Annotated in this window: 14 protein-coding genes and 1 tRNA gene; 6 read left to right on the top strand and 9 right to left on the bottom strand. The window is 33.5% G+C overall.

The window, feature by feature from the left end:
- Positions 1–30 precede the first annotated feature (30 nt).
- Positions 31–495, top strand: a complete 465-nt coding sequence (locus ACFO3N_RS01865; RefSeq protein WP_379794988.1) for an OsmC family protein — start codon at positions 31–33, stop codon at positions 493–495.
- A gap of 46 nt (positions 496–541) precedes the next feature.
- Here ACFO3N_RS01865 and ACFO3N_RS01860 read toward each other — a convergent pair.
- Positions 542–1,809, bottom strand: a protein-coding gene (locus ACFO3N_RS01860; protein WP_379794987.1) for an IS3 family transposase whose coding sequence is annotated in 2 segments (ribosomal slippage) — positions 542–1,470 and positions 1,470–1,809 — 1,269 coding nt in all. Because the reading frame shifts where the segments join, the coding sequence is not laid out codon by codon here.
- An 80-nt stretch (positions 1,810–1,889) separates the two neighbouring features.
- Positions 1,890–1,969 (bottom strand) — tRNA-Leu (locus ACFO3N_RS01855).
- 285 nt (positions 1,970–2,254) lie between these two features.
- Here ACFO3N_RS01855 and ACFO3N_RS01850 point away from each other — a divergent pair.
- From ACFO3N_RS01850 to ACFO3N_RS01835, 4 genes are all read left to right on the top strand, one after another.
- Positions 2,255–3,196: a ribose-phosphate pyrophosphokinase gene (locus ACFO3N_RS01850; RefSeq protein ID WP_177211423.1), complete on the top strand. Its 942-nt coding sequence runs from the start codon at positions 2,255–2,257 to the stop codon at positions 3,194–3,196.
- 122 nt (positions 3,197–3,318) lie between these two features.
- Entirely contained in the window at positions 3,319–3,930 is a 612-nt protein-coding gene (locus ACFO3N_RS01845) for a 50S ribosomal protein L25/general stress protein Ctc (protein ID WP_035646439.1), read from the top strand.
- Positions 3,931–4,538: 608 nt separating this feature from the next.
- Positions 4,539–5,168 (top strand): aminoacyl-tRNA hydrolase, encoded by a 630-nt coding sequence (pth, locus tag ACFO3N_RS01840; RefSeq protein ID WP_379794986.1) that lies wholly within the window; start codon positions 4,539–4,541, stop codon positions 5,166–5,168.
- Between the two features lie 140 nt (positions 5,169–5,308).
- A complete protein-coding gene (locus tag ACFO3N_RS01835) occupies positions 5,309–5,920 on the top strand; it encodes a superoxide dismutase (protein WP_095930681.1) in 612 nt (203 codons plus the stop codon).
- Between the two features lie 885 nt (positions 5,921–6,805).
- Here ACFO3N_RS01835 and ACFO3N_RS01830 read toward each other — a convergent pair.
- The 5 genes from ACFO3N_RS01830 to ACFO3N_RS01810 form a co-directional block, all read right to left on the bottom strand.
- Entirely contained in the window at positions 6,806–8,704 is a 1,899-nt protein-coding gene (locus tag ACFO3N_RS01830; protein WP_248728938.1) for an amidophosphoribosyltransferase, read from the bottom strand.
- Between the two features lie 83 nt (positions 8,705–8,787).
- Positions 8,788–9,711, bottom strand: coding sequence for a PfkB family carbohydrate kinase (locus ACFO3N_RS01825; protein WP_095930683.1), 924 nt, complete (start codon positions 9,709–9,711; stop codon positions 8,788–8,790).
- A gap of 293 nt (positions 9,712–10,004) precedes the next feature.
- Positions 10,005–10,901, bottom strand: coding sequence for an alpha/beta hydrolase family protein (locus ACFO3N_RS01820; protein WP_379794985.1), 897 nt, complete (start codon positions 10,899–10,901; stop codon positions 10,005–10,007).
- Between the two features lie 20 nt (positions 10,902–10,921).
- Positions 10,922–11,326, bottom strand: coding sequence for a hypothetical protein (locus ACFO3N_RS01815; protein ID WP_379794984.1), 405 nt, complete (start codon positions 11,324–11,326; stop codon positions 10,922–10,924).
- Positions 11,310–11,897 (bottom strand): RNA polymerase sigma factor, encoded by a 588-nt coding sequence (locus tag ACFO3N_RS01810; protein WP_111286420.1) that lies wholly within the window; start codon positions 11,895–11,897, stop codon positions 11,310–11,312. The genes ACFO3N_RS01815 and ACFO3N_RS01810 overlap by 17 nt, the downstream gene beginning before the upstream one ends.
- Positions 11,898–12,195: 298 nt before the next feature.
- Here ACFO3N_RS01810 and ACFO3N_RS01805 point away from each other — a divergent pair, with 298 nt between their 5' ends.
- Positions 12,196–12,543, top strand: a complete 348-nt coding sequence (locus ACFO3N_RS01805) for a DUF6249 domain-containing protein (RefSeq protein ID WP_095930687.1) — start codon at positions 12,196–12,198, stop codon at positions 12,541–12,543.
- A 53-nt stretch (positions 12,544–12,596) separates the two neighbouring features.
- Here ACFO3N_RS01805 and rnhA read toward each other — a convergent pair whose 3' ends face one another.
- Positions 12,597–13,073: a ribonuclease HI gene (gene rnhA, locus ACFO3N_RS01800; RefSeq protein WP_379794983.1), complete on the bottom strand. Its 477-nt coding sequence runs from the start codon at positions 13,071–13,073 to the stop codon at positions 12,597–12,599.
- Positions 13,074–13,152: 79 nt separating this feature from the next.
- Positions 13,153–13,716 (bottom strand): phosphoribosylglycinamide formyltransferase, encoded by a 564-nt coding sequence (purN, locus tag ACFO3N_RS01795; RefSeq protein WP_095930689.1) that lies wholly within the window; start codon positions 13,714–13,716, stop codon positions 13,153–13,155.
- Positions 13,717–13,740: the final 24 nt, after the last annotated feature.

Below are 13,740 nucleotides of genomic sequence, written 5' to 3'. Positions count from 1 at the left end.
CTTAACTTAGCGTCATTAAAAGCAAGCAAAATGAAACATTTATTCAAAGCAGAATTAAATTGGACTTCAAATAAAAATCAAGAGGTAATAGTTGGGAAAGTTTATAATAAAACCCATCAAATTAAAATTGAAGGAAAACCAATTTTAGATGCTTCGGCAGCAAAAGCTTTTAAAGGCGATCCGGAATTATACAATCCTGAAGATTTATTGTTAAGCAGTTTAGTTTCCTGCCACATGATGTCATATTTATATGTTTGCTCTCAAAACGGAATTGAAGTTCTCGAATATTCAGACAACGCCGAAGCAACGCTAGAGGTAAATCCAGATGGTAGCGGGCGTTTTATTGAGGCAAGATTATATCCGAAAGTAAAAATCTCAAATTCAGCTCAAATAGAATTGGCTTTAGAGTTGCATCATAAAGCAAATCAATTGTGTTTTATTGCTAATTCGTGCAATTTTCCTGTTTTGCATAATGCGAGTTGTGAAGTGATATAATGAGTCGTCCTGAAAAAAGTTGACTCGATTAGTAATATAAAATTAGTTAAATCGGAACAGAATTACTTTTGTTCCGATTTATTTTTTTCCATGTTTTGAGTTTAATTTGATTTTGTAAATGTGCTTGATTTGGAGTTAGCATATTTATTGATAAATGCACTCTGATTTGATTGTAAAATAAAATGGATTGCTGGACTTGCTTTTTTAAGTTCTCAAAATCTTCAAAGATTTCCGATAATCCGAACTCCTCTTTTAAAATGCCATTTACTCTTTCTGCAATTGCATTTTCATATGGATCATAGTTTTGTGTCATACTTATAAGGATCTTACTTTGAGATAAATACTGAGTATACTCTTTGCTGCAATATTGAAGACCTCTATCGGAATGATGTATAAGATTTCTGTTGTATTTTCTATTGCTAACAGCCATCTTTAAAGCTTCTAATGTAGAACAAGCCATTAAATTATCCGATAAATTATAGCCTACAATCTTCTTTGAATAAGCATCAGTTATTAAATGAAGGTAGTACGTTTTTTCTTTTATTCTTAGATAAGTAATATCAGCAACCCAAACCTGCTCCGGCTCATTGAGCTTAATTTCTTTTATTAAATTGGGATATTTACGCATCCAATGCCTTGAGTTTGTTGTTTTATAATATCTTCTAACTTTAGGAATCAATAAATATTCATCACGTAAAAAATCAAATAATTTATCTCTGCCAATCTTTATTTGATATCTTTTTAAATCATCTTTCAGCATATAATACAGTTTCCTGCCGCCAGTTTTTGGTAGTTTTTGACGAACCGACATTACCAAAGATTTGAGATATTCTTTGTCATGACCTAACTTTAATTGATGTGATGTTCGTTTGTAATAAGCCTGTTTACTATATCCAAACAATCGACATATTTCACAAGGACTAACCTTGTGCATACGATTTATTTCTTGGACTGCTTGGAACCAGACTTTTTTACAATCTCGATTTTTAGTTCGCGTTCGGCTATTTCTATAAACTTTTTAAAGACCAGTAATTCCTGCTCTTTCTTAGCTAATTGAGCTTCGAGTTCTTTGATGCGTTGAGATTGAGGATCTTTCATAGGACGTCCCAGTGTTAGTTTTTCCAGATATGTAAATTTACCATATTTTCTTAACCAACTATCAATACAGCTATGGCTTCTGATTTGATAGCGACGACGTAGATCTGCTTTACAAAATAATCCCAATTCAAATTCTTTTACAACCTGTTTTTTGAATGCCTCACTGTAAGTGCATATAGGCATAACTCTTTTAAATTCTTCTCTTGGTAATGACATAATTAGATTAATTATAGTCAACTTTTTTCAGGACGAGACATAAAAAGAAAAAACCTCTTCCGTTAAGAAGAGGTTTTTCGTACCCGGAGCCGGAGTCGAACCGGCACGGTTTCCCACAGGTGTTTGAGACCAGCGCGTCTACCAATTCCGCCATCCGGGCTTAGCAGACGAAAAAATAATCAAAAGTGATTATTTTAACGCAATAGAATGAAGTCATAAATGGCGCCATTCCTTTAACACGGTGCAAATGTAAAAAATAATTTTAAACGAACTACTAAAAATACTTAAATTTTTGCTTTCAGTGTTCAATAAATTTTATAAATTTGCAGCTCGTTAAAACGAAGCACACACAACTAACTACATCCGAGACATTTATACGCATTCCACTTTATTGAAATATAAAGTTGAATTTTTTAAAAGTAACGGGATAAAACAACAAATTACAATGTCGCACCTAGAACCAGAAGCTAAAATTTTTGCTTGTTCACAAAGTGTTTATCTTGCAGAAAAAATTGCAAAAGATTACGGAATTCCGTTAGGAAAAGTAACGATGTCAACGTATAGTGATGGAGAATTTCAGCCGTCTTACGAAGAATCAATAAGAGGTTTACGTGTATTCATCGTATGTTCAACTTTTCCAAGTGCAGATAATCTGATGGAATTGTTGTTAATGATTGATGCGGCAAAACGTGCATCGGCAAGACATATTACAGCTGTTATGCCTTATTTTGGTTGGGCAAGACAAGATAGAAAAGACAAACCAAGAGTTCCAATTGGAGCAAAGTTAGTAGCAAATCTATTGACTGCTGCAGGAGCAACAAGAATCATGACAATGGATTTGCACGCAGACCAGATTCAAGGATTCTTTGAAAAACCAGTAGATCATTTATTTGCATCTACCATCTTTTTACCATACGTAGAAAGTTTAAAATTAGAAAATCTAACAATTGCATCTCCAGATATGGGAGGTTCAAAAAGAGCATATGCTTACTCTAAGTTTTTAGAATCAGATGTGGTAATCTGTTACAAACAAAGAAAAGCAGCCAACGTTATCGACACTATGGAGCTTATTGGTGAAGTAAAAGGGCGTAACGTAATCTTAGTAGATGACATGATCGATACAGGAGGAACTTTAGCGAAAGCGGCAGACCTAATGATCGAAAAAGGAGCACTAAGTGTAAGAGCAATTTGTACGCACGCTATTTTATCTGGCGGAGCATACGAAAAAATCGAAAACTCAAAATTAACTGAGTTAATCGTAACAGATTCTATTCCGTTAAAGAAAGAATCAAAAAAGATAAAAGTGGTAAGCTGTGCGCCTCTATTTGCTGAGGTTATGCAGATGGTTCACCACAACAATTCCATCAGTGGAAAATTCATTATGTAAAAGCAGTAAGCTGTAGGCATTAGTCCGTAAGCATATTTACTTTGCATAAAAAGCCTAAAGCATATTGCTTAAAGCTTACAGCAAAATTGAATATTTATATTAATAACTATATTTTTTTTACAATGAAATCGATTACAATTAAAGGATCAGAAAGAGAAAGCGTGGGCAAAGTGTCAACTAAAGCCTTACGTAATGCTGGAGCGGTTCCTTGCGTGTTATACGGAGGAAATCAGGCAGTACACTTCTCAGCAGACGCTGCAGCGTTCAAAAACTTGGTTTACACTCCAAACGCACACACAGTTGTGATTGAGCTTGGAAAAGGAAAATCATTCAATGCAATTTTGCAAGATATCCAAGTTCACCCAGTATCTGACAAAATTTTACACATTGACTTCTTCCAATTATTTGATGATAAAGAAATCACAATGGAAGTTCCTGTGAAAATCGTTGGTACATCTAAAGGTGTTCTTGCGGGAGGTGTTTTACGTTTAAACCAACGTAAATTAAAAGTTAAAGCTTTACCAGCAAATCTTCCTGATTTCGTTGAAGCTGACATCACTCCACTTGAAATGGGTAACAAATTATATGTTACTAAAGTTGGAAAACCAGAGTACAAAATTATGCACCCAGACAACACTGTTGTTTGTCAAGTAAGAATCTCTCGTGCTGCTATGAAAGCTGCTCAAGAGGCTGCAAAAGCTGCAAAAGCTCCTGCAAAAGGAAAGAAAAAATAATTTTTTTCAACTCAATACAAAAAGCCTCAATCTTACGATTGGGGCTTTTTTTTTAGATGCTAAGTTTCTAAGATGCTGAGATGCTAAGGTTTTTTATTGTGAAAAGGCTTCGACTCCGCTCAGCCTGACAAATAGAACGCGTGTCAGGCTGAGCGAAGTCGAAGCCTTTTTTATGATTTGTTTTTAGAAGCAGAATCTTTGCGGGTTTTTCAAGACGCAACATTCCTGCCATCCGCTGTATCTTTTCCTGGTTAAAGAAACCAGAAAAAGGATGCCGCTCCTGTCAGGGCTAGCAAGAAAATATCTTTTTCATAAGTCTCGAAGTTTGTAAGATGTTGGTGTTCTAAGAGAAAAAAATTTCTAGCGTGTCAGGATGAGCGAAGTCGAAGCCCGCCCAAAGTATGGAATTTAGATTGTCGAGCTTCTTGCGTTCCTTCGGCTCCGCTCCGGATGACAAGAAAATCTGCCAAGGGATATTTTCTTTGCGTTCTTCGCGTAAACCTTTGCGAACTTTGCGGTTAAAATTCACCCAGTAAACAATTCTCTAATTTTCACATTTTCAAATTATCCAATTGCCACATTCTCTAATTAGTCTTACTTTTGCAAACATGATAAAATGGATAACAAAACTGTTTTCATCAAAATCAAAAGAAGAGAACATAGAAGACAATATGAAGAAATATTTAATTGTAGGTTTAGGAAATATCGGAGCCGAATACGTAAACACCAGGCATAATATCGGATTTAAAGTCCTAGACTTTTTAGCAAAAAAAGAAGGGCTTTCATTTGAAACCGTGAAATTAGGTGCTTTGGCTGAATACAAATTTAAAGGAAGAACCTTTTTTCTTTTAAAGCCAAACACTTACATGAACCTAAGTGGTAAAGCGGTAAAATATTGGATGGATAAAGAAAATATACCATTGGAGAATATTTTGGTCATTACAGACGATTTAAATCTGTCATTTGGTACTATTAGAATCAAACCAAAAGGAAGTGACGGTGGTCATAACGGTTTAAAAAACATTAACTTGGTTTTAAATACGCAAAACTATACACGTTTTAGATTTGGTATTAGTGATGAATTTAAAAAAGGGCAGCAGGTAGATTATGTTTTAGGAGAATGGACAGCCGAAGAAGAAGCAAAACTTCCAGAACGTTTAGAAACTTCAGCAGAAATTATTAGAACTTTTGGAACCGCTGGTTTAGAAAATACAATGACAACATTTAATGGAAAATAAAGATTTTCAGATGATTATATTGTAAAAATGTAAATTATCAGAGAATTTAATTCAATTATAACGAAATAGTATTTTCAATTCCAAAGTTAAATGTCTAAATTTGGGATAAATTATTTATAAACCATAAAAATCATAATACCATGGCTTTTGAATTACCACAATTACCTTATGCATACGATGCATTAGAACCACATATTGATGCACGTACAATGGAAATCCATCATACAAAGCACCACAACGCCTACACTACAAATCTTAACGCAGCTATTGCTGGAACAGATTTAGAAGGAAAAACAATCGAAAACATCTTAATCAACTTAGATAAATCTAACGCTGCAGTTCGTAACAATGGTGGAGGTTTTTACAACCACAATTTATTCTGGACTGTAATGTCTCCAAACGGTGGAGGATTACCTACAGGTGATTTATTGGCTGCAATCGAAGCTTCTTTCGGATCATTCGAAGAATTTAAAGCAAAATTTGCTAAAGCTGGAGCTACACAATTCGGTTCTGGATGGGCTTGGTTAACAGTTCAAAAAGGAGGAAAATTAGAAGTTGTAGGTACTCCAAATCAAGATAATCCATTAATGCCAGAAGTTGCTGGTAACGGTGGAACTCCAATCTTAGGAATGGACGTTTGGGAGCACGCTTACTACTTAAACTACCAAAACAGAAGACCAGATTATATTGAAGCTTTTTTCAGTGTAATTAACTGGACAGAAGTTGCTAGAAGATTTGCTTTAGACAAATAAGAAAATAGAATAAAGAATAAAGATAAAAGACGAGCCCAAAGGTGCTCGTCTTTTTTTATATATACATTTCGTCTATTCTCTTTTCTCTATTTTCTTTTCTCTCTTCTCAAAAAAAGAAAAATAAAAAAGGCAGATATTACTCTGCCTTTTTTGCCCCAAATCTACCATAAACTTAACCTACTAATGTTATGGTCTTGTAAATGTATGGTAGCTATTATTATTAAAAAAACTTTTCAGATGAATGGTCAATATATCCGATTAAGTAAAAAGAGAATAGAATAAAGACAAAATTTTTTAAGTCTAATCTACTGTCTTTATTCTATGTTCTATTCTCTAAAAAAAAGAAAATAAAAAAGGCGGAATTTCTTCCACCTTTTTTGCCCCAAATCTACCATAAACTAACCTACTAATGTTATGGTTCAGTAAATGTATGGCGGACATTTTTATAAAGAAAATTTTTTAGATGAAACGCAATTATATCCGATAAAGTCCACTTAAGTAATTGTTTTTCAGTGTATTACATATTAAAATAAAAAAGGCAGATGTTACTCTGCCTTTTTTGCCCCAAATTTACCATAAACTAACCTACTAATGTTATGGTATAGTAAATGTATGGTAGTTATTTTTGTGATGAAAAAAATTTAGATGAAAGGTAAGTAAATCCGATTAAGAGATATAATCGGCTGTTTATAAATTGTTTGAGTTAATTCCAATAAAAAAGGTGGAATTTCTTCCACCCTTTTTGCCCCAAATCTACCATAAACTTAACCTACTAATGTTATGGTATCTCAAAAGTATCATAGCTTTTCAATTTCACCAAAGAAATAGGATGAACGGCAAAAAAAACCGATGAAATGCACAATTTAACCTTTTGTTAGTATTTTATTAATAAGCTCGAGCATCTTTTCCTTCGTAAAAATTCATGAAGGCACGATTTACAACTCGATTTCCACCAGGAGTTGGGTAGTCTCCTGTAAAGTACCAGTCTCCTAAATTTTTAGGACATGCTTTGTGTAAATCGTCTACGGTTTGGAAGATGATTTTTACTTCGGCATTAATTTCTGGAGAGCTTAACATTTCTGCAATTTTATCTGAAATCTCCTCGTCTGTAAACTGGTCGTAAATTGCTGTTACGTAGTTTACAACATCTTTATCAAGGAAATTTTCTTGAGCTTTACATTTTGCATATACTTCATCTACAATATGGTAAAGGTTTCTTTCTTTTAATAAAGCAAGAGCTGCTCTAAAAGCAACTAGGCCTTCTAGTTTTGCCATATCAATTCCGTAACAATCTGGATAACGAATTTGTGGTGCAGATGAAACGATTACGATACGTTTAGGTTTTAAACGATCCATCATTTTAATGATACTCATTTTCAATGTAGTACCACGAACAATACTGTCGTCGATAATTACCAAATTATCTTCTGGTTTAATTACACCATAAGTAACATCATAAACGTGAGCTACTAAATCGTCACGGCTACTATCTTCGGTAATAAAAGTTCTAAGTTTAGCGTCTTTAATGGCAACTTTCTCTGTACGAATCTTTACAGCTAAAAGTTCCTGAAGGGTTTCTGTCGTTAATGTATTTCTATTTTCAAGAATATAATTGTTTTTTCTCTGATTTAAGAAATCCTGAGCAGCTTCAACTAAACCATAAAAAGAAGTTTCGGCTGTATTTGGAATATAAGAGAAAACGGTATTATCTGTATCGCTATCAATTGCTTTAAGAACAGCAGGTAAAATTAATTTTCCTAAATCTTTACGTTCTTGGTAAATTTCGGCGTCGCTTCCTCTTGAGAAATAAATTCTTTCGAACGAACAAGCTTTTTTGATTGTTGGTTCCAAGATTTGATTCATAGAAACATTTCCGTTTTTCTTGATGATTAAAGCGTGGCCAGGATCGATTTCTTGAACACTTTCAAAAGGAACGTTGAATACAGTTTGAATAACAGGTCTTTCAGAAGCTACAACCACAACTTCATCATCTTGATAAAAGTAAGCTGGACGAATTCCTGCTGGATCTCTAAATACGAAAGCATCACCATGACCTAATAAACCTGCCATAGCATAACCTCCGTCTAAGTTTTTAGCCGAACGACCTAATATTTTGGCAATATCCAAACGTTCTGCAATTACTGGAGAAGCTTCTCTTTTAGAATATCCTTCCGCTTTACAGTCTTGGTATAATTGCATTACTTCCTTATCTAAGAAGTGACCAATTTTTTCCATTACCGTAACAGTATCAGCCATTTCTTTTGGATGTTGTCCTAATTCAACAAGATTTTCGAAAAGCTCTTTAACATTGGTCATGTTGAAGTTTCCTGCCAAAATCAAGTTACGGTGCATCCAGTTGCTTTGACGCAAAAATGGATGAACACTCTCGATGCTGTTTTTTCCAAAAGTTCCATAACGAACGTGGCCTAAAAACAATTCTCCAACGTAAGGGATATTTGCTTTTAGCTCTTTCATGTCGTCTCCAAGTTCTGGATGCGCTTTTAGTTCTTCGCTAACGCGCTCATTGATTTGTTTGAAAACATCTTGGATAGGTTGCGAATGATTTGAACGGACTCTGCTAATGTAGCGCTGTCCAGGTTCAACATCAAATTTAATGCTAGCAAAACCAGCTCCGTCTTGTCCGCGGTTGTGCTGTTTTTCCATCATTAAATACATCTTCTGGATTCCGTAGAAAGCAGTTCCGTATTTTTCTTTATAATATTCAAGCGGTTTTAGTAGTCTAACTAAGGCTATACCACATTCGTGTTTTAAAGCGTCGCTCATTGTTTTTTGTTATTTGTGTGTTGTTGTAAGTTGTGTGTATTAACGTAATAAAAAAAGCCCCGTTTTATCGAGGCTCTTAGGCATTATATTTCTATGTCAAACTGAGTTAACGACTTAAATTGTTGTAATCGAATCGCTACTTCGGCTTTGCTTAATGTTTCCATCCTTTCAGTTCCAAATTTCTCAACGCAGAACGAAGCTAAATTTGAACCATAAATAATTGCATTCTTCATGTTGTTAAACGAAATGTTTTCGCTCTGTGCAATAAATCCAGAGAAACCACCAGCAAAAGTGTCTCCAGCTCCTGTTGGATCAAAAACATCTTCTAATGGTAAAGCTGGTGCAAAGAATACTTCTCTGTTGTGGAATAAAAGTGCTCCGTGCTCTCCTTTTTTGATCACCACATATTTTGGTCCCATGTCTTGGATTTTAGAAGCTGCTTTTACTAATGAATATTCGCCAGAAAGCTGTCTAGCTTCTTCATCATTGATTGTAATAACATCTACACGTTTAATAACGTCTAATAATTCTGGAAGAGCGCAATCCATCCAAAAGTTCATTGTATCTAAAACAACTAATTTTGGTTTTTTCTCCATTTGATCTAAAACACTGCTTTGAACTAATGGATGTAAGTTTCCTAACATCACAACATCAGCATCTTTGTAGTTTTGAGGAACTTTTGGCTGAAAATCAGCTAAAACGTTCAACTCTGTTACAAGAGTGTCTCTAGAATTTAAATCGTTGTGGTATAAACCGCTCCAGAAAAAAGTCTTTCCTCCTTTTACAATTTCGATACCAGAGATATCAATATTTTTTGAAGTTAAAAGATCTAAATGTTCTTGAGGGAAATCGTCGCCAACTACAGAAACAATGGCCGATTGCAAGTTAAAAAATGAAGCTGATAAACCAATATACGTTGCAGCACCACCTAATATTTTATCTGTTTTTCCGAAAGGAGTTTCAATCGCGTCGAAAGCAACTGTTCCAACAATCAATAGTTTATTCATTTTATGAATTTCGAATTAGGGTGCAAAGATACTTCATAAGTTACAATCTTGCAATGGTTTAGGTTCTCAAAATTTTCTTAAAAAAATGACAACGATTTCGGAGTAAAACTATTGTAAATGAATTGGTTAAAATTGATTTTTTAAGGAGATTAAAATATGTTTTTTAGATTTAAATTGCAAGTTTTTTGAAAATAATTGCGAATAATTTACAACTGATTCTTCTATCTTAATTTTCTAAATGAAGAAGATTTTCTTTTTCGATTGAAACACGAAAAATTCTTGCGCATGATTTCTTAATTTGTTTTTCTATTTTTCATCCAATTGATTGCATCTTTCATAGGTTCTTCAGAGTCTGAAAATGCGGTGTTGTGACCTAAGTTTGGAAACAATTTATATTCATAAGGTTTCCCTTTAGATTTTAATGCATCAAGATATTCGATTGATAGATTCGCAGGAACTTGAATATCCTTGCCTCCAAAAATCCAAAATCCCGGAATTGATACTTTAGCAAGAATGCTTTTGGGATCTGTGTCGACAAATTCGTATTTATCAGGGTCATTAAATACATGTTTTCTTGCTACTTCTTCTGAATGTGTATCCCAAAATAAATTATTGCCATTTGTATAAAATTGGAATCTCAATTGTTCTTTAACTGTTATAAGAGCTCCGCTAAATATGGTCATAAATTTAACGTTCTTATTTTTCTCTGCAGCCAGTGGAATTATCCATCCAGCTTGACTGCCTCCAATTAAACCGACTAGTATTTTATTATTGGATAGAGATTTGGATAAAGTGTTTACAGCAGCACTCGCATCTAAAGACAAAAGATTTAGATTGAAGAAATCAACATTGTTAGTTCCTACTTCAGGTCCGGCATATACACCACCTGATTCTCCGACTCCACGTTTATCATACGTTAAAACGGCAATTCCGTTGTTGGCTAGAATTGTAGCAAAGTCTATCATTCTTTTTTCTTGCCCAGATCCATGAACAATAACAACGGCAGCCTCAATGTTGTTAGGTATAAAAACAGTTCCAGCGAGTGAAATTCCTTCACTAACAAATTTTGTTTCCTTAGTAGTAAAGCTTGTTGAAATTGCAGATGCATAATTAGTGATAGAAAACAACAATATTAAAAGAGAATAGGTATATGTTTTTTTTGCTCTTAAAGAGTGTTTAAATATTGCCATTTTATTTTTCATTTTTAAATCTATAATTGATACTTCTTATCAAAATAATTTTTCAAAATTCCAACCTGAATTAAAATCATAATGGGAACAATTAAAATGGCATACAAAATGTTTTTAGAGAAATGAATTCCAGAAAAGGCTGTTGACATTCTATCAGAATATAATTTCCCAACTTCGTCAATTTTGAAATCAGTTTCTGAAACTGAGAATAGAGATACATAAATTACTAATGCCGCTACCGCCAAGCCGATAGAAATCCAGATTGGTTTAGAAATTAAAGGCTTGTATGTTTTCAATTTTTTCTCTTCTAAAATTTGAACACTTGCCATAATTTTTGAAGTGAAATCTATTGATGGTGACTGCAGTTTGTCTTCAGCCATCATTTTATCAATAAGTTGTTCTATATTTTTATCGCTCTCTCTCATAGCATTCTATTATTTCTGGTTCTAACTGCTGTCTCAAAATTACAGCTAATTTCTGTCGGCTCCTAAATAATTTTACTTTCGCATTATTGGCCGAAATGTTCATTATTTTTCCGATTTCTTCTAAATTCTGATCATCAAAATAAAATAAGGTTAAAAGGAAGTTTTCGTCACTGGGTAATAAATTTAGACATTTTTGAATGGTTTGCTTTCGTTCTTTTTCTTCCAAGGCACTCAAAGCATTGTCCATTGTTTTGATTAAATGAGACGAAAAATCATCAATAGAAATATTTAAATCTTCTTTTTTGTTTTTCTTTAAACGATCTAGACAAGTATTGTAAGCAATTTTATAAATCCAAGTCGAAAATTTAGATTCTCCTTTAAATTTTGTCAGCGAATTATAAATCTTTATAAAAGTGTCTTGTGCAACTTCTTCTGCTTCTTCCCGGTTTTTAACCATTTTAAGAGCCAACGTAAAGATCATATCCTTATAACGATCCACAAGAACGGCAAACGCATTGGTCTCGCCTTGCAGAATTTTATCGATATAATGTTGATCATGTATTGTGCTCATATTATATATGACGATAGGTTGTTTGTTTAGGTTACAAGAAAATTGAAAATAAATTTCAAACTTTTTAAATTCCAAATTCCAATCTTTATATATAATAAAGTATAGAGTTCAACTTTGTCAAAGTTTTAAACTTTGACAAAGTTGTAGCGACGAATAAATTCAAGTCAAAACTAACTGATTATCAGTTAGTTTTGGGGTTGGAATTTAAAAATTAAAATTTTTTACCAAAAAATTGTAACCTGATTTTAAAAACCCTCGTCATATGGGATATATCAATCAATTAAAAACGTAAAATATCATGGACGACAAAATTTTAATTCCAATTAGCTTTTTCTTAATGATCTTCGGAATTGTTTATCTTATTTATTCAACAAGAAACAGAGAGCGTCTGGCTCTTATAGAAAAAGGAGTAGATGCCAGTATTTTTATTCAGGGAAAAGGAAATGGAGTTCCGGCTTGGAAAATCTTTGTGGTAAATCTAGCATTCTTATTAATAGGTAGCGGTGTCGGAATTTTTCTTGCGCTGTTAATTACAACTTATACCTCTTTAAATGACGGAGCGGTTTATCCTTCAATCATTTTTATCATGGCGGGAATCGGACTTTTGACTGGATTTAAAACAGCAAAAGATTTAGATAAAGAATAAATAAGAAATAAAGTTAGTACAAAAAACGCATCAATTATTTGATGCGTTTTTTTTTATTCTTTTGATCCGATGGTTTCGTAATAAACATCAACCGAAAGTTTTGGTTGAATGGATGCCATAACAGCCAATTGATCGCAACGCTCATTTTGCGGATGATTGTTGTGGCCTTTAATCCATTTAAAGTCGACTTGATGTTTGCGGTAGACAATTAGAAAACGTTTCCATAGATCGGGATTTTTTTTATCCTTGTATCCTTTTTTCTCCCAGCCAAAAACCCATTTTTTTTCGACAGAATCTACAACGTATTTAGAATCGGAAACTACAAGGACTTTCATGTTTGGTTTTTTGAGTTTCTCTAAGCCTACAATTACGGCTAGAAGTTCCATTCTATTATTGGTAGTAAGACGAAAACCTTCATAAAATTCTTTTTTATGAGGAGTGCCAACCAATTCCATTACCACGCCGTAACCTCCATTACCAGGATTTCCTTTTGCTGCGCCATCAGTATATATATGTACTTCGTGATTCATTTAATTTTAGATTTCAGATTTTAGATTTCAGATTGATCTAAAATTGATTTTTGTAATTGTAATTGATTTTTGAATTGATTTATTTTTCCAATATTCTATGAATAATCTCTGGAAAATGTTTTTGCTCCAGTTCATGAATCTTTTCTGCAACTGTTTCAGGTGTGTCTTCATCAGTTAAGGCAACATTTGCTTGAAAGATAATGGCACCTTCATCATAGTTTTCATTAACGTAATGAATCGAGATTCCTGTTTCTTTCTCCTTATTATTTACAATTGCTCTATGAATGTGCATTCCGTACATTCCTTTACCTCCGTAATTAGGTAAAAGTGCAGGATGAATATTAATTATTTTGTTTGGATATTGTTCGATTATGTTTTCTGGGAACTTTAGTAAGAAGCCAGCCAAGATTATTAAATCTGGGTCGATTTCTTGTACTTTTTGTAGTACGTTTCTTTCTAAAAGTTCGTTTTTTGAGAAGATTTCGACTGGAATTTGATGATTTTTTGCTCTTTCAATCACTTTTGCCGAAGCATTATTGGTAAAGACCGAAACGACCCTTGCAATTTCGGTGTTCGAAAAATATTTTATAATGTTCTCTGCATTAGTTCCTGATCCTGAGGCGAAAACGATAATTTTTTTCATAGAGTTGTGTGTTTTGAGACTGCA

Origin of the sequence: Flavobacterium chungangensis, assembly GCF_042654045.1 — a bacterium.
Lineage (GTDB): Bacteria > Bacteroidota > Bacteroidia > Flavobacteriales > Flavobacteriaceae > Flavobacterium > Flavobacterium chungangensis.
Note: the sequence above shows the minus strand (reverse complement) of the source record. Positions and strands in the feature narration are given on the sequence as shown.